The organism is Labrenzia sp. 5N, assembly GCF_012395805.1.
GTDB classification, from domain to species: domain Bacteria; phylum Pseudomonadota; class Alphaproteobacteria; order Rhizobiales; family Stappiaceae; genus Roseibium; species Roseibium algicola.
In genome coordinates, this window is sequence record NZ_JAAZTM010000019.1 from 108,022 (window position 1) to 133,697 (window position 25,676).

Annotated in this window: 25 protein-coding genes; 14 read left to right on the top strand and 11 right to left on the bottom strand. The window is 57.7% G+C overall.

Annotated features, from left to right (window positions below; all coding sequences use genetic code 11):
- Positions 1-73: 73 nt before the first annotated feature.
- Together HEP89_RS20460 and HEP89_RS20465 are read right to left on the bottom strand one after the other, a co-directional pair.
- On the bottom strand, positions 74-616 hold the full coding sequence (locus HEP89_RS20460; RefSeq protein ID WP_145915768.1) for a hypothetical protein: 543 nt from the start codon (positions 614-616) through the stop codon (positions 74-76).
- A gap of 113 nt (positions 617-729) precedes the next feature.
- Positions 730-1,614, bottom strand: coding sequence for an SDR family oxidoreductase (locus HEP89_RS20465; RefSeq protein ID WP_209014785.1), 885 nt, complete (start codon positions 1,612-1,614; stop codon positions 730-732).
- Between the two features lie 121 nt (positions 1,615-1,735).
- Here HEP89_RS20465 and HEP89_RS20470 point away from each other — a divergent pair, with 121 nt between their 5' ends.
- Positions 1,736-2,170: a DUF1489 family protein gene (locus HEP89_RS20470; protein ID WP_022998320.1), complete on the top strand. Its 435-nt coding sequence runs from the start codon at positions 1,736-1,738 to the stop codon at positions 2,168-2,170.
- 10 nt (positions 2,171-2,180) lie between these two features.
- On the opposite strand, the gene HEP89_RS20475 is transcribed toward HEP89_RS20470, so the two are convergent.
- Positions 2,181-2,783 carry a TetR/AcrR family transcriptional regulator gene (locus HEP89_RS20475; protein WP_168692934.1) on the bottom strand — a complete coding sequence of 201 codons (603 nt, stop codon included), beginning with the start codon at positions 2,781-2,783 and terminating at the stop codon, positions 2,181-2,183.
- Between the two features lie 131 nt (positions 2,784-2,914).
- Here HEP89_RS20475 and HEP89_RS20480 point away from each other — a divergent pair, with 131 nt between their 5' ends.
- The 3 genes from HEP89_RS20480 (at position 2,915) to HEP89_RS20490 (ending at position 5,204) form a co-directional block, all read left to right on the top strand.
- Positions 2,915-3,505, top strand: coding sequence for a DUF2306 domain-containing protein (locus HEP89_RS20480; protein WP_209014786.1), 591 nt, complete (start codon positions 2,915-2,917; stop codon positions 3,503-3,505).
- Between the two features lie 139 nt (positions 3,506-3,644).
- The gene (locus HEP89_RS20485) at positions 3,645-4,349 is read left to right on the top strand and encodes a VWA domain-containing protein (RefSeq protein WP_168692953.1); all 705 of its coding nucleotides are present in this window, start codon (positions 3,645-3,647) and stop codon (positions 4,347-4,349) included.
- A gap of 147 nt (positions 4,350-4,496) precedes the next feature.
- Positions 4,497-5,204, top strand: a complete 708-nt coding sequence (locus tag HEP89_RS20490) for a DnaJ domain-containing protein (RefSeq protein ID WP_168692935.1) — start codon at positions 4,497-4,499, stop codon at positions 5,202-5,204.
- A gap of 17 nt (positions 5,205-5,221) precedes the next feature.
- Here HEP89_RS20490 and HEP89_RS20495 read toward each other — a convergent pair whose 3' ends face one another.
- On the bottom strand, positions 5,222-6,907 hold the full coding sequence (locus HEP89_RS20495) for an SPOR domain-containing protein (RefSeq protein ID WP_055654609.1): 1,686 nt from the start codon (positions 6,905-6,907) through the stop codon (positions 5,222-5,224).
- Positions 6,908-7,514: 607 nt separating this feature from the next.
- On the opposite strand from HEP89_RS20495, the gene HEP89_RS20500 reads away from it, so the two are divergent.
- The 8 genes from HEP89_RS20500 to HEP89_RS20535 all read left to right on the top strand — a co-directional run bounded on the left by HEP89_RS20500 (position 7,515) and on the right by HEP89_RS20535 (position 15,837).
- Positions 7,515-7,847 (top strand): phasin family protein, encoded by a 333-nt coding sequence (locus HEP89_RS20500; RefSeq protein ID WP_031268356.1) that lies wholly within the window; start codon positions 7,515-7,517, stop codon positions 7,845-7,847.
- A 398-nt stretch (positions 7,848-8,245) separates the two neighbouring features.
- Positions 8,246-8,578 carry an ATP-dependent Clp protease adapter ClpS gene (gene clpS / locus HEP89_RS20505; RefSeq protein WP_031268357.1) on the top strand — a complete coding sequence of 111 codons (333 nt, stop codon included), beginning with the start codon at positions 8,246-8,248 and terminating at the stop codon, positions 8,576-8,578.
- Positions 8,579-8,590: 12 nt separating this feature from the next.
- On the top strand, positions 8,591-11,038 hold the full coding sequence (clpA, locus tag HEP89_RS20510) for an ATP-dependent Clp protease ATP-binding subunit ClpA (protein WP_055654606.1): 2,448 nt from the start codon (positions 8,591-8,593) through the stop codon (positions 11,036-11,038).
- A 242-nt stretch (positions 11,039-11,280) separates the two neighbouring features.
- A complete protein-coding gene (locus HEP89_RS20515) occupies positions 11,281-11,985 on the top strand; it encodes an SDR family oxidoreductase (protein WP_022998329.1) in 705 nt (234 codons plus the stop codon).
- A 129-nt stretch (positions 11,986-12,114) separates the two neighbouring features.
- Entirely contained in the window at positions 12,115-12,876 is a 762-nt protein-coding gene (locus HEP89_RS20520; protein WP_075282957.1) for an AzlC family ABC transporter permease, read from the top strand.
- Positions 12,876-13,250: an AzlD domain-containing protein gene (locus HEP89_RS20525; protein WP_168692936.1), complete on the top strand. Its 375-nt coding sequence runs from the start codon at positions 12,876-12,878 to the stop codon at positions 13,248-13,250. The genes HEP89_RS20520 and HEP89_RS20525 overlap by 1 nt, the downstream gene beginning before the upstream one ends.
- A gap of 85 nt (positions 13,251-13,335) precedes the next feature.
- Positions 13,336-13,986, top strand: coding sequence for a glutathione S-transferase (locus HEP89_RS20530; RefSeq protein ID WP_168692937.1), 651 nt, complete (start codon positions 13,336-13,338; stop codon positions 13,984-13,986).
- A gap of 237 nt (positions 13,987-14,223) precedes the next feature.
- Positions 14,224-15,837 (top strand): ABC transporter substrate-binding protein, encoded by a 1,614-nt coding sequence (locus tag HEP89_RS20535; RefSeq protein WP_168692938.1) that lies wholly within the window; start codon positions 14,224-14,226, stop codon positions 15,835-15,837.
- An 87-nt stretch (positions 15,838-15,924) separates the two neighbouring features.
- Here the strand turns inward: HEP89_RS20535 and HEP89_RS20540 are convergent, their stop codons facing one another.
- The gene (locus HEP89_RS20540) at positions 15,925-16,353 is read right to left on the bottom strand and encodes an HIT family protein (protein ID WP_168692939.1); all 429 of its coding nucleotides are present in this window, start codon (positions 16,351-16,353) and stop codon (positions 15,925-15,927) included.
- 202 nt (positions 16,354-16,555) lie between these two features.
- A complete protein-coding gene (locus HEP89_RS20545; protein WP_197923261.1) occupies positions 16,556-16,933 on the bottom strand; it encodes a metalloregulator ArsR/SmtB family transcription factor in 378 nt (125 codons plus the stop codon).
- 39 nt (positions 16,934-16,972) lie between these two features.
- Here HEP89_RS20545 and HEP89_RS20550 point away from each other — a divergent pair, with 39 nt between their 5' ends.
- A complete protein-coding gene (locus HEP89_RS20550) occupies positions 16,973-18,340 on the top strand; it encodes an aminotransferase class V-fold PLP-dependent enzyme (RefSeq protein WP_077292728.1) in 1,368 nt (455 codons plus the stop codon).
- Between the two features lie 32 nt (positions 18,341-18,372).
- Here HEP89_RS20550 and HEP89_RS20555 read toward each other — a convergent pair whose 3' ends face one another.
- The 5 genes from HEP89_RS20555 to HEP89_RS20575 form a co-directional block, all read right to left on the bottom strand.
- Entirely contained in the window at positions 18,373-19,128 is a 756-nt protein-coding gene (locus HEP89_RS20555) for a hypothetical protein (RefSeq protein WP_022998337.1), read from the bottom strand.
- Positions 19,129-19,147: 19 nt separating this feature from the next.
- A complete protein-coding gene (locus tag HEP89_RS20560) occupies positions 19,148-20,209 on the bottom strand; it encodes a hypothetical protein (RefSeq protein WP_168692940.1) in 1,062 nt (353 codons plus the stop codon).
- 229 nt (positions 20,210-20,438) lie between these two features.
- Complete coding sequence (locus tag HEP89_RS20565; RefSeq protein ID WP_168692941.1) at positions 20,439-23,858, bottom strand: acyl-[ACP]--phospholipid O-acyltransferase; 3,420 nt, start codon at positions 23,856-23,858, stop codon at positions 20,439-20,441.
- A gap of 102 nt (positions 23,859-23,960) precedes the next feature.
- Positions 23,961-24,242: a YiaA/YiaB family inner membrane protein gene (locus HEP89_RS20570; protein ID WP_022998340.1), complete on the bottom strand. Its 282-nt coding sequence runs from the start codon at positions 24,240-24,242 to the stop codon at positions 23,961-23,963.
- A gap of 15 nt (positions 24,243-24,257) precedes the next feature.
- Entirely contained in the window at positions 24,258-24,941 is a 684-nt protein-coding gene (locus tag HEP89_RS20575) for a PspA/IM30 family protein (protein ID WP_158514179.1), read from the bottom strand.
- Between the two features lie 126 nt (positions 24,942-25,067).
- On the opposite strand from HEP89_RS20575, the gene HEP89_RS20580 reads away from it, so the two are divergent.
- A complete protein-coding gene (locus HEP89_RS20580) occupies positions 25,068-25,655 on the top strand; it encodes a TetR/AcrR family transcriptional regulator (protein ID WP_062488624.1) in 588 nt (195 codons plus the stop codon).
- Positions 25,656-25,676 lie beyond the last annotated feature (21 nt).

Sequence of the window (25,676 nt, forward strand, 5' to 3'; positions counted from 1 at the left end):
TCGTTTTAGCGGACATTTTATGCGAGCTCGGTATTCTCCGAGCTGAGAAGGCGTCGCTCGAACTTCGGGCGTGTCAGTTTCCGGCAGAACTGGTTGAGAACGAAATCTCGGGTCTGTCCGATGGCCCGTAGGACTGCCTGAATTCCATTTGCCGCACCACTGTCCTGTTGCCGGGATGGCTGATGAGGAATGCGGTATAGGCTCTTTCACCCAGAGGCAGCAGTACAAGTTGAACGGTGCCGGATCCTGGCCAGTCCAGTTCCGCGCCCCAGGCCGGAACATCTTCCGGATTGTCTTTCCCGAACAATGCCTGAATGTCGATGCCATGAAGCAGGGACGTTCCATTGGCGTCCCAGGTCAGCGCGGCCAGGCCTTGTTCCAGCGGAAACAGGGTGAGTTTGGCGCCGTTGATCTCGACATCAAGACGGTTGGTGGCATCCCTTTCGATTAGGGCCGTGCCTTCGTTCATGTCGGTTGCCAGCGCGATGCGCTCCCCGTTGCTTTGAACGAACCCTTCTGTGTTTACCACCTTGAATATGCCAACGGGGATGCTTTCCGCCTGAAGTGGCAAAACGGAAACGAGAAAGACCAGCAACGATGTGAGTGTACGTAACACGCCCGGACCCTGTATTGAGCTTTTGTCCGGATCATACACCTTCAAAACTTTAGAAAGTCTTTGTCCAATACCGGAATCGGGGCGCTAAGCTGCTCAAAACTCAAGGTTATCGTCTATTTTGACAAGGACACCACGAGGTCCTCTATTGTCGAATGTTCCGGTTGCCAGCCAGTTGCCCTTTGGGCATGGCTGATGTCGACGGACTGCGACAAGGCAAAACCGGCGGCCCAGTCGGTAAGTGGTTCGGTTGCCTCAGGGGCCGGAACTGTCATGATTTCCAGCGGCAGTCCGTGGCGGGCTGAAATGTGAGATGCCAGATGACCGACCGAGATGCCGGGAATGCAGCTCGCGATCAGGGACATCCGGAACCGTGCGTTCTTGAGGGCAAGAGCATAAAGCGCGGCAAGGTCGTTGATTTCAACAAGCGCCCATTTGGTTTGCGACGTCGCGCGGGTTTCAAACGGCCTGCCTTCTTTCAGCGCGGCCGTCATCTCGGCAATCGGCCCGGTCGTCTGGCCGCAGGCGAGGGCCGGATGAATGACAGTCAGATTGAGATCCGTTCCGTGTGACAGGGTCCTGATCGTCTCGGTCATGAAGCGAAACGCGGGTAGGGGCGCGAACTGGGTTTTCTCGGTCAACAGGCTGTTGCCTGCCGTTGCGGGAAAGAGCCAAATGCCTCCGGTGTAGATAATCTTGAGCGGCTGCTTGCGGTGCCTTGATGCCTGCTTCAGCGCAAGCATGCTCTGGCGGTCAACACGGCCCATGTCTTCGGAAAAAGTTGCACCAAGATGGATGACGGCATCGCATGAGGCCGCCCGTGATACCCAGCTTTCCGGTGCTCGCAGGTCGCCCGGGTAGGCGCTTGCACCGGACGCACGCAGCTTTGCCGAGGACGCGTCAGAGCGGGCCAGACCGATTACCCTGGCACCATCCTGAACCAGCCGCTTTACCACGGCAGAACCGATCTCGCCGGTTCCACCCGTTACAAATACTTCCATAGGCAAAGAGAACCCCGTTCTTGCCATCGGCGCAAGCTGAAGCTGCCTGTGAAATTGGACAATCCACCGCCGTTTCTCGCCACAATCTTGACCTTGGCGGGAAGCCTGATACGTCAGAAGCATGACCTTGCATCTGGTAAAACTGTGCGTCGGCGCAGACAGCGTCGAGTCTCTTCAGGCCTGGATCGATTTTCGTATGGAGAACGCCCGCAAATCGGGACTTCCGGCGGAAACGATCCATACGACGCGCATGGTGCCAACCCGCAAGGACGAGCTTCTGGACGGTGGGTCTCTCTATTGGGTGATCAAGGGCAAGATCCAGGTGCGTCAGCACCTGATCGACATCAGGCCGTTTACGGATCAGGCGGGCGTCAAACGCTGCGATCTGGTGATGGAGCCGAGACTGATCCTGACGCAGTACCAGCCCAAGCGGCCGTTTCAGGGCTGGCGATATCTGAAGGTGCAGGACGCGCCGGCGGACCTGAAGGCTGGTGGCGCGGCACACGCCATGCCGGAGGACATGCGGCGGGATCTTACGGAACTCTGCCTGCTTTGATCCGCTGATATCAGCCTGGATCCGGCAGGGCCTTCTGAAGATGCGTGACCAGCGTGCCGAGTTCCGGCCAGCCGCGCCCGAGGCCCGGGTTCTCCTTCTTTCGTGTCATGGCAAGGTGGGCATAGCCATGCACCAGCGACCACACGAGTATCTCGATTTCTTCCGGGTCAGTCCCTTCAGGGATCAGCGGGGCGCATGTTTCGCGCAGGATGGCGTAGGCCCTTGAGGCGTGCACCGCGAATTCCTCGTCATCCTCATTGAACTTCTGTCCCGAAAAAATGAACAGGAACAGCTCCGGGTGGCCGGTGGCGAAATCCAGGTACCCCTGACAGATCGCGCTCAGTCTTTCTGTTGCCGCAGGAGGAGATGCATCGAGGCGTTGTTCCATCGCCTGGCAAAACAGGGCGAAGCCGCGCCCTGCAATCGCCGTCGACAAACCTGTGATGTTCTTGAAGTGATAACCGGGCGCAGCGTGTGACACACCCGCCTTGGCGGCGCATTCACGCAACGAGAGCTTGTCCGGACCACGTTCTCGCAAAAGCGCCACACCTGCATCAACCAGGGCTTTTCGAAGACTGCCGTCTCTTTTGCGACGAGGAGGAGTAACTGTCATGCGGTCTTCATCGGTCATTCGCTTGACAGTGTCAAGTTTCACTCTATCTTGACACTGTCAAGTTATATTGGAGGATCGGTATGTCGATGGTTTCTAGGTTTGCAGCAAACGTTGCTTTTTGGACGGCAGCCGTGAGCGCCGCTCTGGTCGCCGTGGCTTCATTGAGGTTTTTGGCGCTGGGGGTATCTGCTTCAATGGAATTCGTGGCGCATAACCTCGACGGAAATGCGCTGATGCTTTACGCCCATATCGGTGTTGCACCGATCGCACTTGCCTTGATGCCGTTTCAATTCATGACAAGGCTGAGAGCCAGCAGGCCGAAACTGCATCGCTGGCTGGGGCGAGGGTATGTCGTGTCGATCCTGATCTCGGGGATTGCGGGACTTCAGCTGGCCTTTCACACGACTGCAGGGACCTTCGCTGCAACAGGCTTTGCGATTCTCGCAGTCTTGTGGCTGGCGACGACCGGCATCGCGTTCGCCTTTGCCTTGAGGCGGCAATTCCCGCGTCACCGAGCCTGGATGCTGCGTTCGGCAGCTCTTACATTTGCAGCCGTAACATTGCGGGTCTATCTGGGGAGCAGTATGGCGGCAGGGGTCGATTTTGAAGTCGCCTATCCACTTATCGCCTGGCTGTGCTGGGTGCCTAACGTCCTCGTCATGGAGGCATACCTGCAGATGGCTCGGCCCGGAAAGACACGCCTGATTTCAGCGACAGCGTAAGAACATGATCGGCTGCGCCATGTCGCATCCGACGGCTTGAGACTTGCCAAAACGGCTGCCCCGACCCAAGTTGAGTGTCACCAACTGGCAGAAGGAGGCGGCCGTGAACGTCAAGACCGGCAAAGGCGCGGTAGACCCTATGGTCAAGCAGGACGCCCGCGTGCCTTCAGCCGAATCCGATGTTGCTGCCTTTCTTCAGAAGGCCAAGGAAATTGCACCGCAACCGGGCAGCGGCGGGCGGTTGGTGTTTGCCCTGGACGCTACCATGAGCCGTCAACCGACCTGGGACCAGGCCTGTCAGATCCAGGCGGAGATGTTTCAGGAAGCCGGCAAGATTTCAGGCCTCAGCATCAAGCTTGTCTATTTTCGCGGTTTCGGTGAATGCCGGGCGTCCCGCTGGTTTTCCAGCGGCACTGAGCTTGCCCAGGCCATGAGCCGGATTTCCTGTCAGGGCGGGCGTACCCAGATCCGAAAGGTGCTCTCGGCCGCCTTGTCCGCTGCCAATACAGAGAAAATCGCGGCGTTGGTCTATGTCGGCGATTGCATGGAGGAGGACGTTGATGCCCTGTGTGACAAGGCCGGCCAGCTGGGCATGCTTGGTGTGCCGATGTTCCTGTTTCAGGAGGGGCGTGACGGCGTCGCTGAGCGCGCGTTTCGCGAGATGGCCAGACTGACCAACGGCGCCTTTTGCCGGTTTGATTCCGGGTCGGCCCAGCAACTGGCCGATCTTTTGAAGGCGGTTGCCGTTTTCGCCAGCGGAGGCCGGACGGCACTTCAGCAGCTGGAAAAGCAAGGCGGCAAGGGCGCAACGCTTCTGCTGCAGCAGCTACCATCGGCCCGCTAGAGCCCGGAAAGCGCCGGGCTTGCACTTCCTTGCTGTAGCCGGTGCCGGAGGTTTACTTACTCGGCAACTTTCGACACGTGACTGGAGTAGGGCCGGAGCATCCCAATGTGATGGTCCCGGGCCGGCGAACGGGGAACCAACCGCCACATGATTTATTTGATTATCGGCTTGATACTGCTGACCGCCCTGTTGACGCTCGGCAACAAGTTCGTGAACGCCAATCCCGCAAATCTGGCCAGAGGACTGCGCCTCTTCGGAGGAGCGTTTCTGATGGTGTTGGCGCTGGTCTTTGCGCTGACGGGCCGGTTCGTGTTTGCCATCCCGTTGTTCGGGCTTGGCTTGTCGGTGCTGGGGATGTCCGGGCTGAACTGGCTCTCGTCAGGCTACAAACCTCAGAAAACCTCCGGACAACGTTCCCGTGTGCGGACCGCTATGGTGGAGATGGAACTCGATCACGATACCGGTCACATGACCGGGATCGTGCTGGCAGGCACCTATCAGGGGCGCGAGCTGGATCAGTTGACCGAAACGGACCTGGTAGCCTTTTGGCAGGAGACGGCCCAGGACGGTCAGAGCCAGAAGCTAGTCGAAGCTTATCTCGACCGCAGGCTTGCCGGTTGGCGTGAACACTTCCAGGCGAATGGAGCAGAGCGGCAGGGAAGCGCGGCGAGCTCTGGCCCCATGACAGATGAGGAGGCCTACCAGATCCTGGGGCTTACGCCCGATGCCGGGGACGCGGAAATTAGAGCCGCGCACCGCAGGCTTATGATGCGGGTCCATCCCGACCAGGGAGGCTCCGGTTTCCTCGCGGCGAAAATCAACGAGGCTAAAGACACGCTTCTCAGAAGACATTGACGGCATCCGTTACGCGGTTACTGGTAGATGGCGAAGCAAGCGTATTTTGCCTTTTTCAAGCTTTTGCAGGCATTCCACGCAGCTGTTTTGGTGTCGAAGCCGACGAAGCGGGCCCGGTAGAGGGTCTGTCCGTTGGTGTCGACGGGTTCGGTGTAAGGGACCCGGCCACGAAGGGCGGATCCGGTCTTGGCCTTGGCGTTCTTCAACATAGTGATGGCCTGGCCTTCGGATTCTGTTGCGGCGATCTGGACCTGCCAGCCCGGCTCGACATCGCGGGTGTCGCTGGTTGCAACCGTAACGCTGTCGTCGTCGCTGCTGTTGTCGGCAGCTGCGGTTTCAGGCGCTGCAACTGTTTCAACCGGCGTCGTGTTGACCGCGATCGTCTGAACGGAGACGGTCTTGACCGACTGCGCGGAGCCGACAGCGCGCTGGCTGTTGTCCGACTTCACGACTTCTGCTCTTGCAGCTTCGATCAGGGCAGTCCGGGAAATCGAATTGGTGTTCAGCGGCTCATCCGGGCTTGAAGGCGGGATCGGCGGCAAAGCTGTTGCGACCGCAAACGTGCTGTCAAAGCGTTGCTTGACCAGTTTCGGCGGCAGCGGAACGTCGTTGCCAAAGCCTGGAACCGGAGCAGGGGCCTGGGCCGAAGCCATGACTGGCGCATTGGACGCAGTCACGGGAAGGGGGGCCGGAGCCGGTGTTGGAATGGCGCCAGGGTTGGACGGTGCGGTGAATGCCAGCACCATCGGCTCACCCGTTGCAGGCACGGGCTCGCTTCCCGGCTTGCTGTTCGGAAGAGGCGGGTTCTTCAGCGCAATTGCCACGAAAGTCGGTTCAGACGTGTTCTGAACGATCAGCGGGGCCGTTTTCGGGCCGCGGCTTGCCTTGGGCAGATAGGAGTTGATGAGCTTTGTCATCTGCGCGTTGCGTGACGCGCCGGTCTTGCCACCCATCACGACGGCCACAATCTGCCGCCCGTCCCGGTTCACAGAAGTCACCAGGTTGAAGCCGGATGCCCGGATGTAACCGGTCTTGATGCCGTCTACGCCCTTTACGCGGCCCAGCAGCTTGTTGTGGTTGCCATAGGTGCGTCCGTTGTACTTGTAGGCACGGGTTTTGAAGTAGCCGTAGTACTGCGGGAACCGTTCCTGAATCGCGCGGCCAAGCGTCGCCATGTCGCGGGCTGTCGTACGCTGCCCGCTGTCGGGCAGACCGTGCGGGTTGCGGAAAGTGGTCTTTGACATGCCGATCTGGCGCGCCGTACGGGTCATGCGCTCGGCGAATTTCTTTTCAGAGCCACCCAGGTTTTCAGCGATCACGGATGCGACGTCGTTCGCGGACTTGGTAACAAGTGCGAGGATGGCGTCCTTGACCTTGATCGTGCCGCCGGGCTTGAGCCCCAGCTTGGAGGGCGGACGTGCGGAAGCGTAGCTGGAAACGCTCAGGTTGGAGTCCAGCGACAGTCGCCCGGCTTCCAGTTCCTCGAACACAAGATAAAGCGTCATGATCTTGGTGAGCGATGCCGGATACCGGTAGGCGTCAGCCGAGGAGGAGTAAAGTGTCTTGCCGGTTTTTGCATCAACGACGATCCCCGCATATTTCGGGTTGGCCATCGCCGTTGCCGGGACCCCCAGGAGCACCAGGCCGAGGGTCAAGATCTTAGCGGTGCGGGCGAGAGCCCGTCCTTTGCGAAAAATACGCATCCCAAACACAATTACTATCCCATTCTGGGTCACGTGGTTCGTATCTGGAGCGGCACGGTTCGGATCTTAACCCCCTGCGATTCAAAGCCGCGGCCCCGTCGTTCTCCATGTCATTTGATGGAATCACGGTTACGAATGAGTAAATGAATGATCGAAAAAGCACTTAAAAAAATAGTTTTTTGTTAGAGTTAATTGTTGGTTAAGGTTGTGTTTTGCGTACTTGATAAGAATTGTTTAGATCTAAATCTTATACCCATTTGTTTTATTGGTTAAGCGTTCGTTTATTTTCGGTGTCTGTTGTTCAGAAGTTGGTCAAATTCAAGAATCTGACTGAAATCTTGCTGAGGATCTGTTGTTTCCTGCTTCCGGTTGCTGGTGCCGGTCTCGATCAGGGACATCTGTTTTCAGAGGGAAGTCTGACAGCTTACGCCATGGAAGGATTGTCGATTTCGCGCAATGGTTGTTTTTGCAATGCAAAATCGCCTTGACACTTATTGTGCAGTGCATTACGACAAAATCCCGTTAGGTAACGCGATACGCGCGCCGGGCCGCCCCATAAGGCCGATGCTTGGGATTGGAAACCGGTTCGCCGGAAAAGGGCAGAAAAATGATGAACAACTTTGATGAAATGCAGAAGATGAGCAAAGACAACATGGATATGGCCATGGCGTCTTTCGGCTCCGTCAGCAAGGGTTTCCAGGCCATCGCCGCTGAAATGGCCGACTATCAGAAAAAGTCCTTCGAGGAAGGTTCCGCAGCTGTTGAGAAGCTCGTTTCCTCCAAGTCCCTCGACAAGGCATTTGAAGCGCAGGCCGACTACGTCAAAACCGCTTATGAAGGTTTTGTTGGCGAGATGACAAAGATTGGTGAAATGGTCACCGACATGTCCAAGGATGCCTACAAGCCTTACGAAGGTGTGATGGGCAAGCTTGCGAAATAAGTTTTCCTTTTAGCCGTCGCAGGACGGCTTGAAGTTTCAAACCCGGCTCTGACGAGCCGGGTTTTTTCGTATATGCACAGATTTACAGGCTTGCCGCGGTTCATCCTGCCATTTGCAGCCGGATTTCGAAATGCGTTCTCTTGCCACCTTTTAATCATTAACGGGCAACCTACATTCCTCTTGACCGGCAGCGCAGGGACTACAAATGCGCTGTTGACCTTTATGTTGATGAAATCGACCATTGCGCGAGCGCGGCTTGCGCGGCAGGATTACCACTGAGAATGCGTATTCGCGGCGCAGTCCGTGCTGCGGAAAGCTCTGGACCAGCTGCGCAGGGCAGTGTGTTCAGGATTCGAAATTTGGTGATGGCCGGAGTGATAGAGGCAAAAGAAACGGCAATGTCGGCGGGCTCTGATTATGACAATGACGGTGGCGACGCCGGAACGGTTACAGTCACCCGTACCAAAACAGTAACCAAGCGGCCAAATCTCTATCGAGTGCTGCTGTTGAACGATGACTACACTCCGATGGAGTTCGTCATTCACGTTGTGGAGAACTTCTTCCAAAAAAACCGCGAAGAGGCGACCCGCATTATGCTGCATGTTCACCATCACGGCGTCGGGGAATGCGGGATTTATTCCTACGAGGTCGCGGAGACGAAAGTCACCCAGGTGATGGATTTCGCGCGCAAGCATCAGCATCCGTTGCAATGCGTCATGGAAAAAAAGTGAGGACAAACGCACGTGCCTTCCTTCTCACGCAGTCTTGAAAAAGCACTTCACCAGGCTCTGGCCTTCGCCAACGAGCGACAGCAGGAGTATGCAACGCTGGAGCATCTTCTGCTGGCGTTGCTGGACGACCAGGACGCGGCTGCGGTCATGCGGGCTTGCAACGTGGATCTGGAAACGATCCGCCGCAATCTGGTTGAATATATCGAAACCGAGCTGGACAACCTTGTCACGGACAGTGACGAGGACTCCAAGCCTACCGCGGGCTTCCAGCGCGTGATTCAGCGGGCGGTTATCCACGTCCAGTCGTCCGGCCGGGAAGAGGTGACCGGTGCCAACGTGCTTGTTGCAATCTTTGCCGAGCGCGAAAGCCATGCGGCCTACTTCCTACAGGATCAGGACATGACCCGTTACGACGCGGTCAATTATATCTCGCACGGCATTGCCAAGCGTCCCGGCATGTCCGAGGCCCGTCCAGTCGAAGGGGCGGATGAAGAAGATGTGATGCCCGGAGCTGAAACCGAGAAGAAGTCCAGTCAGAAGACGGACGCTCTTGAAGCTTACTGTGTCAATCTCAACACCAAGGCCACCAACGGCAAGATTGATCCGCTGATCGGGCGCGACAGCGAAATTTCGCGCACGATCCAGATCCTGTGCCGCAGGTCGAAGAACAATCCGCTCTTCGTCGGCGACCCGGGTGTCGGCAAGACCGCCATTGCGGAAGGTCTGGCGCATCGCATCGTCAATGGCGATGTGCCGGATGTCCTGAAGGATGCCACCATCTTCTCGCTCGATATGGGTTCGCTGCTGGCGGGTACCCGCTATCGCGGCGATTTCGAGGAGCGGCTGAAGCAGGTGGTCAAGGAGATCGAGGACTACCCGGGTGCGGTGATGTTCATCGACGAGATCCATACTGTGATCGGCGCCGGTGCAACCTCTGGCGGGGCGATGGATGCGTCCAACCTCCTGAAACCTGCGCTTGCTTCCGGAGCGATCCGCTGCATCGGTTCGACCACCTACAAGGAATACCGCCAGTTCTTCGAGAAGGACCGGGCGCTGGTTCGCCGTTTCCAGAAGATCGACGTCAACGAGCCGTCGATCCCGGACGCGATCGATATCCTGAAGGGCCTGAAGCCTTACTTCGAGGACTTCCACAAGGTTCGTTACACCAACGATGCCATCAAGGTGGCTGTGGAGCTGTCGGCCAAATATATTTCCGACCGCAAGCTGCCGGACAAGGCGATCGACGTGCTGGATGAAACCGGTGCCTCGCAGATGCTTGTTCCCGAAGCCCGCCGCCGCAAGACCATTGGCGTGAAGGAAATCGAGAACACGATTGCCACCATGGCCAGGATCCCGCCGAAGTCCGTATCCAAGGACGATGCGGAGATTCTGGAGAACCTCGGCAAGGATCTGAAGCGGGTTGTCTACGGACAGGATGAAGCTATCGGGACGTTGGCGTCTGCCATCAAGCTGGCGCGCGCCGGTCTGCGTGAGCCTGACAAGCCGATCGGCAGCTATCTGTTCTCCGGCCCGACAGGGGTCGGCAAGACGGAAGTCGCTCGGCAGCTGGCATCTTCACTGGGTGTTGAACTGATCCGGTTCGACATGTCCGAATACATGGAGCGGCACACCGTGTCGCGCCTGATCGGTGCACCTCCGGGATATGTCGGCTTCGACCAGGGTGGCCTCTTGACCGACGGTGTCGACCAGCATCCGCACTGCGTGCTGCTGCTGGACGAGATCGAAAAGGCCCATCCGGACCTGTTCAATATCCTGTTGCAGGTGATGGACCATGGCAAACTGACCGACCATAACGGCAAGCAGGTCGATTTCCGCAATGTCATCCTGATCATGACCACCAACGCCGGTGCCGCGGACATGGCCAAGATGCCGGTTGGTTTCAACCGCATGAAGCGGGAAGGCGACGACGCGGAAGCGATCAACAAGCTGTTCACGCCGGAGTTCCGCAACCGTCTGGATGCGATCATTCCGTTCGGCAATCTGCCGATGGAAGTCGTTTACAAGGTGGTCGAGAAGTTCGTCATGCAGCTGGAAGTTCAGCTGGCTGACCGCGGCGTGACCTTCGAGCTGACGGAAGATGCCGTGAAGTGGCTTGCCGACAAGGGCTATGACAGCCAGATGGGGGCTCGCCCGCTTGGGCGGATCATCCAGGAGCACATCAAGCGGCCTCTGGCCGACGAGGTGCTGTTCGGCAAATTGAAGAAAGGCGGAATGGTCAAGGTCACCGTGTCCGAGGACGGCAAGGGTCTGCTTCTGGAAAGCATCGAGGAGCGTGCGACACCGCCCAAAGCCAAGGCCAAGACCGAAACCAAGGCAAAGCCGAAACGCCGGCGCAAGCCTGCTGCCAAGGCAGCGGCCGCCAAGGATACGAAGCCGCCTGCAGGCAAGAGCGGTCCGGCCAAGAAAAGCCTTGTGCCCAAGGTGCCGCTGGCGGACTGAGGCCCTGCACAATCAGATTGGAAAGGCCCCGAAGAGATTCGGGGCCTTTTTGTTTTTCGCCTGCACAGACGACGCGCAATGCGCGAAGCGGTCCGGGTTGGTTCGCGTCCTGGACCTGTCTTCCGACAGGCGTACTGCGCTTGTTCTCATTCATGTTTGGAATTGAAACCATTCAGGAAAATCATTTGCCGCCGCCCGGCTGCCTGCCTAGCTATGAAGCAGACACTTTCGGGAGAACGGACATGAGCGATAACAAGGTTGCGATGATCACCGCTGGTGGCTCCGGCATGGGGGCCGATGCAGCAAGACGGTTGGCTGCAGATGGGTTCCGGGTCGCAATCCTGTCGTCCTCCGGCAAGGGGGAAGCGCTTGCGGAGGAATTGGGCGGGGTTGGGTTCACCGGATCCAATCTGGTAGCAGACGACCTGACCTCTTTTGTCAGCAAGACGGTGGACGCTCTTGGCCGGATCGATGTTCTCGTCAATTCGTCCGGACATGGCCCGAAAGGCGATATTCTGGAAATCTCCGACGAGGACTGGCACCTCGGCATGGATTACTACCTGATGAACGTCATTCGCCCGGCACGCCTTGTCGCCCCGATCATGGCTGCGCAAGGTGGTGGAACGGTGATCAATATCTCCACATTCGCCACCTTCGAGCCGGACCCGATGTTTCCGACTTCCGGTGTGTTTCGGGCAGGGCTTGCCAGCTTCACCAAGCTGTTTGCCGACAAGTTCGCTGCCGAGAACGTGCGCATGAACAATATCCTGCCCGGTTTCATAGACAGCCTGCCGGAGAAGGAAGATCGCCTGGCGCGGATCCCCATGGGCCGCTACGGCCGCTCGGACGAGATCTCAAGCCTGATCGCCTACCTGGCCAGCGACGAGGCGGCCTATATCACAGGTCAGAACATACGTATCGATGGCGGGCTGACGCGGTCGGTGTGAACTGTTCAGACGGCAACAAAGGGGGGCGGCAATTCGCGTGCCGAACTCTTTCGCCAATTGGCACTCTGGACAGAAAATCTCCAAAAAGGTAAGGCTACCTTACTAACTGCCCAGAGATGAGTCAGCCTGATGACGGCTCCTGATCAGCCAGATATCGACCAGGAATCCCAGAACCCGCCGGAACATGCCCGGGTCTGGATGGCGCGTGGAGCGCGGGCGGCAGTGTCTATTCCAGCGTTTATTCTGACTGCAGCTTTTGTCGGATATGCGGGGCTTGCCCGTGAAACAGGACTGACGCTCTTTGAGACGCTGGCAATGACCGGTTTCGTCTGGGCACTGCCTTCCATCGTGGTTCTGACAGGCGCGATTTCCTCCGGAATGGGAATCCTTCCTGCCGGAATTGCCGTCGCTCTTGCATCAGTCCGTCTGATGCCGATGACCATGGCCTTGATGCCGCTGGTCAAGGTGCCGGGCAAGACAAAGACCTGGCAATTGCTGATCGCGTCTCATTTCGTTGCGGTGACTGCCTGGGTGTTCGCGATGAAGCACCTGCCGGACATGCCGAGGGAAGGGCGTCTGCCGTTTTTCATTGGTTTCGGCGCGGCGGTGACCAGCTTCGTCTTCTGCATGACCGGCGTCTCCTATCTGTTGGTTGAAAGCATGCCGGGCATGGTGGCGGGTGCCTTGTTCCTGCTGACGCCTGTCTATTTCCTGTGCTCGCTCTGGGGGGCGGCAAGGCTCAATGCCGACCGGGCGGCCATGGTCGCAGGACTGCTGCTCGGACCGGTCTTCTTCACTTATCTGCCCGGACTGGATCTGCTTTGGACCGGCCTTGTGGGCGGTACGATTGCCTACCTCGGAACCAGGATCATGCGCAGGGGGCTGTCGTGATGGAGGGATCAACAGCAGGTGGATTGGTATCCGAAACCTGGTGGCCACTGGTGATGATCATCATCGCCGGCTGGTTTGCAACTGACGTCTGGCGATGGCTGGGTGTCTTTGCCGGTGGCAGGCTGCGTGAAGACGGTGAACTGCTGATCTGGGTGCGCTGTGTTGCAACTGCGCTGGTTGCCGGAGTGATTTCCAAGCTGATCCTGTTCCCGCAAGGTGTGCTGGCAGATACACCGCTCTGGCTGCGTCTGGCTGCTGCCGGTTTCGGCTTCGCATCGTTTTTTGCAGCCCGGCAACGTGTGTTCGTTGGCGTACTTGCCGCAGAAATGTTTCTCGTTTCCGGTTGGCTGATCCTCGACACGATGGCTTCCTGACACCAAGCGATTTCCCGTGTTCACTTGCCCGCCAGATAGGCTAGGTTGAAGAGTACGGCGATTGCACCCGGTCAAGGAGAGGAACATGGCGGATCAGGTCGAACTCTTTTACGCACCACAGACACGCGCCACCGGCGTACGTGTTCTCCTGGAGGAGCTGGGCGCACCTTACAAGCTGAATGTGCTCAATCTGAAGCTGGGTGAAAACCGGACACCCCGATATCTTGCCGTCAACCCGGCTGGCAAAGTTCCGGCATTGCGCGTTGGCGAAGCAGTCATTACCGAACAGGTTGCGATCTATATCTATCTGGCCGATCTGTTTCCCGAAAAAGGACTGACACCCTCGCTGGATGATCCACTGCGCGGACCGTACCTGCGCTGGTTCGTGCATATGGCATCCTGTTTTGAGCCGGCACTGATCGACCGCGCACTCAAGCGTGAAGAACCGCCGCATTCCATGTCCGCCTATGGTTCGTTTGACACTGTCATGGAAAGCATGCGTGCCCAGCTGGCAAAGGGACCTTTCGTTCTTGGAGAACGGATGACGGCTGTCGACGTTCTGTGGGGCATGGGGCTGCGGTGGGGAACAATGTTCGGCATCGTACCGGAATTCGAAGAATTCACCGCCTATATCGAGCGGTTCGCCGAAAGGCCGTCGGTGGTCAAGGTGCTGCAGGAAGACCAGAACATGGCGAAGGAGCAGGAAGACGCCGCTGTTCAGGCGGGCGTCGCGTAAAATCTTGTCACAGCCGGCGTCTTCTCCGCGATGCGCAGCACCGTCTGCAGTTTCCCTCTCTTCTATCCGCAATCCTGACAGGACATTCTTTTGCCGCGCACTATCTAACGAAACGTCGTTTTTGCGGCACTAAACTTCGAATGGGGGATGATCGGATAAAACGCAGCCGACCTAGAGTTAACGATTGAAACCGGGCGCAAGCCAGATGGTGACTGCAAACTTGGAGGTAATCTGACGATGAAGGACAAGTTCAAAGATACGGAAATGCTGGAAAAACTGGGTGAGGCCGCAAGATCTGGCCGCATTTCCCGCCGTGATTTCCTGAATTATTCCATGGCTGCCGGTGTTGCAGCTTCCGCCGCAACGGGGCTCTGGACCACGAAAGCCAAGGCGCAACCAAAGCAGGGCGGAACCTTCAAGGTCGGCATTCATGACGGCAATACATCAGACACACACGATCCGGGCACCTATCTCACCATCGCCATGATCGTGCTGGCGCATACTCACCGCAGTTACCTTACCCTGATCGAACCAGACGGGTCTCTTGGGCCGGATATCGCCACCGAATGGACGGCGAATGCGGACGCAACGGAATGGACCTTCAAGCTCAACGAAAACGTTACCTTCCACTCCGGCCGCAAGATGACAGCCGACGACGTCATTGCATCGATGAATCACCACCGCGGCGACAGCACGACCTCCGCGGCCAAGGCTCTGCTGACCGACGTCGCTGATATCGTCAAGGATGGCGACAACACGATCGTTTTCAAACTGTCATCGGGCAATGCGGATCTGCCGTGGCTCATGACCGATTACCATCTGGCCATCTGTCCGGCGAACGCCGATGGCTCGATCGACTGGGCTTCGGGCGACGGAACCGGTCCCTACAAGATCGAAACCGGTGACTTCGGTGTCAGGTTCTCGCTAACGCGCCATGACGGCTGGCATCTGGATGGTGCACATTTCGACGGTGTGGAACTGATCATCCTGACCGATCCGAACGCCCGCCAGACGGCTCTGGTTACTGGCGACGTGGATGCCGTTTCGCTTATCGATCTGAAGACGATGGGTCTGCTTGCGCGCAATCCAAACCTGGAGATCGACAATGTGCCGTCTGCCTCGACGCTCACCATGCCGATGTTCTGCGATACGCCTCCGTTTGACAACAAGGATGTTCGCAACGCACTCAAGCTCGCGATGAACCGCGACGAGATCATCGAGAAGATCGCCTTTGGTGCAGCGACAAAGGCAAACGATTTCCACCATTCGCCAGCCATGCCATATTGGCCGGATGACATTCCCCAACACGACTACGATCCGGACCAGGCGAAATCATTGCTGAAAAAGGCCGGTGCCGAGGGACTGTCCATCAGCATTTCCTCTGCTGAATCCATCTACTCCGGCGCGGTCGATCTTTGCGTGCTTTATGCCGAGCATGCCAAGGCGGCAGGCATCGACATCAAGGTCGTGCGTGAACCGAACGACGGCTATTACTCGGATGTCTGGCTGAAGAAGCCGTTCTGTGTGGTGGCCTGGGGTGCGCGTCCGACACCGGACGTAATGTATTCGCTGGCCTACAAGTCCGACGCCGCCTGGAACGAGAGCCATTGGCAGAACGAGCGTTTCAACGAACTGCTGTTGATGGCGAAGGCCGAATTGGACGACACCAGGCGGGCGGAGATGTACCGGGAAATGGCGCTGCTTGCGCATGACGACGGCGGCACGATCATCCCGTTCTTCCGCAACTTCGTTTATGCCCGCCGCAGCAATGTTCAGCATGGTGAGCAACTGGCATCGAGCTGGGAGCTCGACGGTGCCCGTGCCTGCAGCCGCTGGTGGTTCGATAGCTGATTGAGCATCGAGAAAAACGCCCGCCCGGTTTCAAACCGGGCGGGCGTTGTCTGTTGTGTGCTGAATGGCTGGCGATGCTCGCCTGGCTCAGGCCAGTGCAGCTCGTATCTTTTCTGCTTGGGCTGCCAGCAGGTCATTGTCTGCCATTGCGCCGGTATGGGGTTTCAGCGACACGCCCTCGAAACGTGGAATGACGTGGACATGGGTGTGGAACACCACCTGCCCACCGGCAGGCTCTGAGAATTGCTGGACGGTCGTGCCGTCGGCATCGAAGGCCTTGATCACCACCCTGGCCATGATCTGCGTTGTTGCCATGACCGCGTTGAGATCGTCCGGTGCGATATCCAGGATGTTGCGGGAAGGGGCTTTCGGGATCACCAGAACATGACCATCGCCGCGGGGCATGATGTCCATGATCACCAGTGTTTTGTCGTCCTCGTATACCTTGTGGCTCGGCAGTTCGCCGCGCAGGATTTTGGCAAAGACATTCTGGTCGTCATAAGCGGGTGCGGACATGTTTGCATTCCTGTCTGATAGGCAAAAGAATTTCGCGAAGCGGTGTTCAGAAACGAGCCACCCCGACACTTCAGGGGTGATCAAAGGACTATCAATCGATTCCGATCAAGAGTTACTCCTGATCTAGTCCGAGATTTCCTGCAGCTGCAAGCCGCGACATGCGGCAGGATCACCCGGATGAGTTTGCGCAAGCCGCGGTTGTTCAGGAAACGGTTTCGCTGGCCAGTTGGCCAGCATTTGAGGCTTCAGGATCCGTTTGCGATGCGCAAGTGAGCTTCAACCCCAGGTCTTCAAGCCTTGTCCTGTCGGGTTTGTAGAACATCCAGTTGCCGATCCGCTTTCCAGTTACCAGGCCTGCTTCCGACATCTTTTTCATGTGCGAGCTTACGGTCGGTTGGCTGAGGCCCACCTTGTCGGTGATGAAACCGACACACACGCCGTCATCCACGAGGTCTCCGTCCCGCTGGCGGGGGAAGTGGGCTCGAGGGTCGAGCAGCCACAAAAGGATCTGCAGCCGCACAGGGCTCGCCAGTGCCGCCATTGCCAATGAACTTGACTCTACATCTATATTGATATTCATCTATATAGATACTCTTCGATATAGATTGGTGGTTCGAACATGGAAAATAGCCTTCTCGGCCTTCAAGCGGAAGCCTTTTCGAACGGCGCGGCGCGCGGCGTGCGTTATCTGAAACAATTGACGGATCGGCGCGTCGGGCCGAATTTGTCTCGTCTTGCCGAGCTCGATCCAGGTTTGCCGGAGCAGGGCGCCGACGTTGGCGATATTCTTGATCTGCTCGAGACCGTGGGCGGTGAGGGCACTGTTGCGACGGCGGCAGGTCGGTACTTCGGTTATGTCATAGGGGGTGCATTGCCTGCAGCCTCCGCAGCCCGGGCTTTGCTCTCCGCGTGGGATCAGGTTGCAGACGGTTTGACGGGACCTTCCGTGATCAAGATGGAAGAAACGGCGGTGTCCTGGATCGTTAGGCTTCTGGGGCTGCCTGAAGGTACCGATGGCGCTTTCACCACCGGTGCGACCATGTCGAACATGGCGCTACTGGTCACCGCGCGCGACACGCTGTTATCGCGCCTTGGCCACGAAAGAGGAGAGGGCCTGATTGGCGCTCCCGGCTTGCGGATTGTCGCCAGCGCAGAAATTCATGCAACCGTGCTGAAATCCCTTCGGATGGCAGGCCTGGCCACGAAATCGATCGAGTGGGTGCAAGTGGACGATCAGGGGCGGATGCGGATCGACAAGCTACCCGAACTGGATGATCGCACGCTCGTTTTGTGCCAGGCAGGAAACGTTTGCAGCGGAGCCTTCGATCCATTTGACGAACTCGGCGACAAGTGTAATGCCGCTGGTGCCTGGCTTCACGTCGATGGCGCTTTCGGGTTGTGGGCAAGGGCCTGCAGCGATACGGCAACGGCTCTCAAGGGACTTGAGAAGGCAGACAGCTGGGTGGTCGACAGCCACAAGACACTCAACACACCATATGATTCAGGCTTGGCCTTGTGCCGCCATCCGCAGGAAATGCAGGCGTCGATGGCAATCGGGGCCACCTATCTGCCGGCGACCGTATCAAATCCGGCCAACCGCGCTCCTGAATTCAGCCGGTCTGCACGTGGAGCCGAGACCTGGGCTGCGCTGCTTTCCCTCGGCCGGCAAGGTCTTGAGGACATGCTGAGCCGTTTTCACGGTCATGCAAGGCGCATTTCAGGGGATCTGACAGCACTCGGGTTCGAAGTGCCACATGAGGTGCATTTCAACCAGGTGTTTGCGACGTTGCCGGGGGCGGAAGACGCCTGTGCCCGCATCGCTGGCCATGTTCAGGCTTCCGGTGAAGCCTGGTTCGGTCAGGCCTCCTGGAAAGGACGACAGGGGTTTCGCATCAGCGTCTCGAACTGGTCAACCCGGACGGAAGATGTGGACCGGCTGATAGCTGCCGTTGCAAAGGCAAAGGCCGAGGTGATGGCCCCGGCCTGATGCAGTTCACATTGCAGAAGACGCGACCCTGGTCAGGTCCTTTCGGGCCACAGATATGACAGGGTTGCGTTCGAGCGTATGACCACGAATTCCTCGCGTTTTTCCCATCGTCCCAAAACGTTGATTTCAGTCACCGAACAATTGCCGTGCTGACGCCGCAAGGGATCGCAGGCGCGGGCTGCAGTGGTATAGAGTTTCGCCCGTCGGTTCTTGAATTCGTTCAGCCAGGCTTCGGCATAGATTCCGGCACTATCCACCAGATCGGCGTCCACTTCCTGGTAGTTGAGAGGCTTCTCTGTCTCGAATGCACCGGGGACTTGCTTCTCTACGAACTCAAGCTGCATCCTGATCTCGGCAAATTTCGGATCATCCTTGAATTGCTTGGCTTTTGTCAGCTTTACCCGGCAATTCGATGCAATTGTCTTCACTAGGAGCTTGCATTCGGCTTCCGCGATTCTGGGGGCCTGACCGGAGATGAAGACCTCGATCATGTCCATGTCAGCAGGAGCCCCTGTTTCCTTCAAGAGCTCTTTCACCGATACGGGCATGACGATATTGACCACCCGTCCGGCATCGAGGTTCTTGAAGTCCGTGAGGGCGACGTAGCCGTCTTTCAGGGAACCGCCTGAGCCATGCCTGGCGTTGTGGACTGTCGCCTGTCCTTTTAGCGGATCGTTCTTGAAGCCGAAGACAGTGTTCGCGACGTTGGCAACACTGAACATGATGTAGCCGTAGTAGAGCGTCACTGCGAAAAAGATCACTCCGCAGGCGATTTGAAGGATACGCATCAAGACTGTTCCCTGTTGCTTATGAACCGGAATTGGAATTGGCGGTGCTGTCACGTCCGAGAGCCTTGTCGACCAGCGGCCTGATCTGCGCCATCGCCTTGTCCTCGTAGCCGGACTTGCCAGCTACTGCGATGTTCTCGACCGGCGTCATGATGACGAGTGATCCCCCCAGTGGACGGAAGGGAATCCGGTCATCAAGATTTTCCGGGAGTGGCCCAACGAGCACATGAGTTGACCGTTCCACGCCCGCGAGATTTTGCTCGCTTCTTATGCCGAAGGCGCTCTTGAACCAGCTGTCGTACTTGCGATAAGCCGCCTTGTTCTTGGCAACTGGCTCTTCATGAAGGCTCGGATTTTCCTTGGCGTTTCTTGCGAAAAGCCAGTGATCTTGCATCTTTCGCCAGGGCTGAACACCGCAGGAACGAAGGGTTCTTGCACCGGCCATTTCAACAGGCACTTCAGGATCAAGATTGGCGAAAGCGATATCGCCGACACCGAGTGCCACCACATGCGAGATGCGGGCGCCAGGTGCCAGATGTATGTTCCATAGGATCTTGCCGAATTCGTTTTGCAGGATCAGGTAGACCGGCTTTTCGGTTTCCGTAACCACGACATCGACAACAGGAAAACTGTCGTCCTTTGCACTGAGTACCATCGTGTCGACACGGATCTTTCTGGGGTCGTCGGCTGGTTTTTGGGCGTTTTCAGCCAGCTTTTGTGCCCGTTCCCGAATTTTCGTTTTCGACCAGGTATAGATCGGCGCATGCATGTTGCCTGTGCCGACATGCACATTGCCGATATATTCTCCGAGGTTGGGTTTGCGGAAGCGGCAGAACGCAGTGGGCTGCTGCATGACCACCTTCGCGGGAAGGTCGGTGTCCAAGGTCGTTTCCTTGTACCCGGTCACCGCGGACTGGATCCAATGAGGTGTCCCGTCTTCCGCTACGAGGACGCCGGGTGATGCCTTGTAACCGCGCATGTCGCGCTTCAGACCGGACTGCGGGTCTCCGGATGGAACGTTATCCGAGCAGGCGAGCAAACCGAAGCATAAGGCTACGGCAAATCCTTTTTTAAAACGCATCCGTAAGCTCCGGAAATGTCTGGCGTTGGGTATGCGTTCACAGGTTGTATCATTCGTCTTAAGGTTTAGTTTCGCCGGGAGGGTAATTCTTGCGTTACTGGCGGTTTAAATCGGGAAATGTTCTTCTGATGTCTTGTTGGCGATGCTGATAAATCTCTCTAGATAAGATAAAGAGGTGTGGTGATCAGTATTCACCCCGACCCGGCTTGCGTCAGGTCGGGGCGGAATGTCAGGCGGCTTCGCCCAGTTCAGATCCGTCTTTGACCAGTTTTGCAACCGCTGCGAAGTCCAGCTTTCCGGAGCCCAGGACAGGAACCTTGGATACCACACGGACTTCTGCCGGTATCATGAGGTCCTGTGCGCCTCGGGCTTTGGCGCCTTCAACGAAGGCTGCGCGGTCCGCATCCGGATTTTCCGTCACAAGCACCAGTTTCTCGCCCTTGCGGGCATCCTTGATGGCGGCAACTGCGGACAGATGCTTCGGCCAGATCTGGCCCGCCAGGGCTTCCACGGCGGACAGAGACACCATCTCGCCTGCAATCTTGGCGAAGCGCTTGGCGCGGCCCTTGATGATGATGTAGCCGTCGTCGTCGATCTCGACAATGTCGCCGGTATCGTGCCAGCCGTCGACAAGTGGTTCGACGACGCCGGGATTTTCGGCCTTCAGATAACCGACCATCACGTTCGGTCCCGACACATGCAGTCTGCCGCCGGTTTCCACACCAGGTACGGGCTCAAGGCGTGCCTTCATGCCAGGCATCAGTTTGCCGACCGTGCCCGGACGGTTGTACATCGGCGTGTTGAGCGCGATGACCGGTGCGGTCTCGGTCACGCCGTATCCTTCCAGAACACGCAGGCCGAAGCGTTCCTGATAGATCTGCCTGGTTGACGGTTTCACCGGCTCCGCGCCTGCAAAACAGTAGCGCAGGGAGCGGAAGTCGTAAGCATGGGCCACACGGGCATAACCATTGAGAAAGGTGTCGGTGCCGAACAGGATCGTCGCATTGGAGGTGTAGATCAGCTCCGGAACGATCCGGTAATGCAGGGGCGAGGGATAGAGATAGACCGGGACACCGGATATCAGCGGCAGGATGGTCCCCGCGGTCAGGCCGAAGGAATGGAACATCGGCAGGACGTTGAACACCTTGTCGTTCGGGGTGAAATCGATCCTGGCGGCTGCCTGCGTGGCATTGGACAGGATGTTCCTGTGTGTCAGCACAACGCCTTTCGGTGTTCCCTCCGATCCGGAGGTGAACAGGATCACTGCCGTGTCGTCCGCCTGCCTGCGTACCAGGGGGCGGCTTTTGGTCAGAAGGCCGCGGATCTTGTCCATGAAGCCGATTTCAGAGCGCAGATCTTCCAGCCAGATGATGCGAACGTTGTCTTCCAGGTTTGAAGCCAGTTGCTCCAGGCGAGCCTGCTTGACGAAGGCGCGGGAAGACAACAGCGTACGAACGTCCGCAGCACGGCAAGCCGCGAGAATGTTTTCCTGACCGGCGGTGAAATTGATCATGGCGGGCACCTTGCCGGCAGACATGGTCGCCAGAACGGTAACGGCAGCACCATTGGCATTCGGCAGCATGATGCCGAGGGTTTCTTCTCCGCCGGTGTGCCGCAACAGTTTGCGGCCAAGCACTGAGACGCCTGTCAGCAGTTTGCCTGCATTCAGCTTTCCGGACACCGGATCCTCAACCGCCAGCTTGCCGTAGCCGTATTCTTCTGCCGTGGCGATTACCTTCTCCAGGATCGTCACGTCTTCCGTCAGGCTGGTTTCAAACATCAGTTCGGACATGACGCTGTACAGCTTGGCGCCGGCTGCAGCGCGCCGCTGACGTCCCCTCAGTTCGTCGTCGAGGTCCAGGCGGGTAGGTTCCATGATTGTCACCTTCACTTTGGGGAACAGACGCTTGCGGATCTGGCTTGGGTTCAGGTAGGAGAACGGCGTTTTTTCGAGGCCGTCGATGCGGATCGGGACGATCATGGCCCCGGTCTTGTCGGCCACCATGGCCGCACCGTCGTAGACCTTCATCAGGCTGCCGGTGACAGTCAGCCGGCCTTCCGGGAAGATCACCATCGGTTCGCCGGAGTTCACCACCTTGATCAGTGCGCGGGTGGCCATGGGTTTTGACGGGTTGATCGGCAAGGCATTCGCAAGGTGCAGGAAGGGTTTTACCCACCAGCGCCTGGCAATGTCATAGTCGATGGCGAAGGACGGCTTCTTGTCGGTCAGGGTCAGAGCCAGGCCAGCGTCCAGCAAACTAACGTGGTTCAGCGCCAGGATCGGGGCTTCGCCGGCTTTTTCCAGATTTTCCAGGCCTTTGACTTCCATCCGGAAGATGGCGCGATACAGGATCGAGATTGCATCGCGCATCGGGTTGGTCGGCAGGATCTTGAGCATCACGATAGCTGCGACAAGGTTCAGCCCGGCCAGCGCCAGAAAAATTGCGGGAACGGAAAATCCAAGTTTCTGGGCTCCTGCCAGCAACAGTCCGCCAACCGTCATCAGGGCAGCGCCAAGGGCGTTGGACGCTGCTATCCGGCGGGCACGCACCTGCGGTTTCGCCCAGGTCTGGAGTGCCGTGAAGGTGGGAACAACCAGCAACGCACCGGAAATGGCAAGGCCGGCCATATCGACACTGAGGCGGATTACGCCCTCATGGGTGAGGAACTCGCGCAAGCCAGATGCTGTTGCGGTTGCTGGCAGGCCTGCCAGGGTCAATGCCGCATCCAGGCAAAAGAGCGCCAGCAGAAGCGTTCCGACAGGAGCCGGCAAAAGGACGACACGGCCAGCCAGAAGCCAGGCGGCAATTGCCGACCCGATGCCGATCGAAACGGCGAAGACGGTCAGGAAATAGGTGACGGCAATTTCTTCACCGCCCAGGAACGTCTTGACCATCAGCGGCAGAACAGCGAGCACCATGGCACCGATGAGCCAGAACCAGGCATTCATCATGGCTACCAGGAAGAGACGACGATCGGCAGCCAGATCTCTCACCACGCACCATGTGGATGTCGCAAGGTTCCAGTCAATCGTCAGATGAGGGGCTGCTGCCGATGCGGAGGGAATTTGCCGGCTCAGCCCGTAACATGCGATAGCCAAGGCTATCATAACTGGGGCAAAGATCAGGGTGGGAGCACCGGTGCTGAACAAAAGGCCGGCGGAAATCGTGCCGCCCAGGATTGCCAGAAAAGTTCCCGCTTCTATCCAGGCATTGGCGCGCGGCAGGTTTGAAGCCGGCAGATGATCCGGGAGCAGCCCGTATTTGACCGGGCTGAACAAGGCAGACATGGCACCAAACACGAATAGCGCGGCAAAGAGGATGGGGAGGGAGGACAAGGCCATGCCTGTCACGGCCAGGCCTGCGCCTGCAATTTCTGCAAGCTTGGTTGCCCGGGCAATCCGAGCCTTGTCGAACTTGTCTGCGAGTTCGCCCCCGAGTGCGGACAGAAACAGGAAGGGCGCGATGAAGACAGCCCCGGCCAACGTTATCAGAACACCGGTGTTGCCACCGTCTGCGCCGTGTCCACCAACCTGGAACAACACCAGGAACACCAGGGCGTTTTTCAGGAAATTGTCGTTGAATGCAGAGAAAAACTGCGTCCAGAAGAGCGGTGCGAAACGTCTGGATGTCATCAGTGACGCGCTCATGAGGTCCTCCTTCGAAGCAGCTATCTGTCAATCTGCTTCATAACCTTCAATCTTTGAAACCCGGACGGAGGGTTAGAAACTCCGCCCGGTTTTATTTCTGGATCAGACTTGTTCCGGCTTGCTGATGTCCATCAGCAGTTTTTCCGTCTTTGCGTCTTCCAGGCGGTTATGGAACTTGTTGGCTTCTTCGCGATCACGCATGGTCTTGGTCAGGGTGACCGCTGTATGGACCAGCATGATTGCGGCCATTGCGTAGAAGCCTTTCGCGGAGAAGCTTGCTTCAAGGTTCCAGATGCCCAGGGCCATCATGATAGCGGCTACAGCGAAACTGCCGGCGGTAAAAATGGTCCAGTTGTTGGAATGTTTGACTGTGGGTTCCTGCATGGTCTTGTCCTCGTGTTAGCTGCTTTCTTCCAGAAGAAGGGGAATGTCGGACTTCAGGCGGGCGAGCACATCGTCCGCTCTGGTTTTGACAGGCGCGCCGCAACCGGCATCGCCCAGTTTTTCGATAACCGCACTCGGGTTATCCGCTGCCGACAAGGTCTTGAATTCCTGTTCGGCCAATTGGTCGCGTTCCTGGCGTCGGCGGATGTCCTCCAGCTGTCCTTCTGCAAGGGCGAGCGCCGACTGGCCGGTACTGGAGCCAAAGGACTGTGCTTTCTGGATCTGGTCGCGAACTTCAACGGTGCGTTCACCGCGCTTGAGGGCGCGCAGACGGCTCTGGGCGCGATGCAAGGTTTCCGTGAGGCTTGAAAGATCGCCGTCGAACGATCGGATCGCCTCTTCGAGCGCCGACTTTTCGTCTTCCAGAAGTGCGATAGCTTCCGCTGCCTCTTTCGCGAGGGGTTCAAGACCTTTGAGGAGGGCGTTGCGAGCCCTGTTCTCCAGATCTTCGAGGGATGCATTGATTTGCCACAGCCGCTTGCGGTCCTGCTGCTGTTCTGCCTTGGCGCGGGCCAGAGCAACCTGGGCAGCCCGGACGGAAGCGGCGGCTGTACGCGTGTTGATGGAGAGGAGAGCAAGAGACTGATTGTCCCGGCTTTCCTCGGCGCTGGTTAGAAACAGCGCCCTCAGTTGGTTCATGAATGGCTCAAACATCGTGCCTCTCTCAAAAGGTGAACGTTGTTCACTATTTGACAAAGCCACATCATTTTGATTAGGTCAAGATGAAAAATGAACAAAGTTCACTTTTGAGGTGCGATACGGTTAATGGCCGGAGTTCAAAAAGCAAAAAGCGAAGAAACCCATCGTCGCGTTCTGGAAGCGGCGATTGCCGCCGTGGAAGCAGGGGGCATGGAAGCGGTCAACATCAGAAAGATCGCGGCTGATGCCGGTTACTCGGTAGGGTCGGTCTACAAGCATTTCGCGGACCAGGATGCGTTGTTGCTTGCGGTCAACTCGGTAACGCTCGGCCGCATCAAGGATCTGATGGCATCGAAAGTCGAAACCGTGGATGAGCCCTTGGCACGGCTCAAGGTGCTGGCGCTGGCCTATCTGGCGTTTGCGCGCGACAATCGAAACCTCTGGATGACATTGTTCAGCCATCACTTGCCTGAAGGCAAGGCGGTGCCTGAGTGGCATATTCAGGAAAATATCGCGCTTCTCGGTTTCATCGCAGCACCGTTGCGCGAACTCGATCCAAGCATGATGGAAGAAGATCTCGCAGCCCGGACACGTACCGCTTTTGCGGCGGTACACGGTCTCGTCACGATCAGCCTGGAAGCACGGTTCGTCGGCCTGTTGGGAGAAAAGCTGGAGCAGGAAATGAACTTTCTGGTCGAGCGCCTGGCAGGGTAGGGAGGTCCCTGACTACCAGGC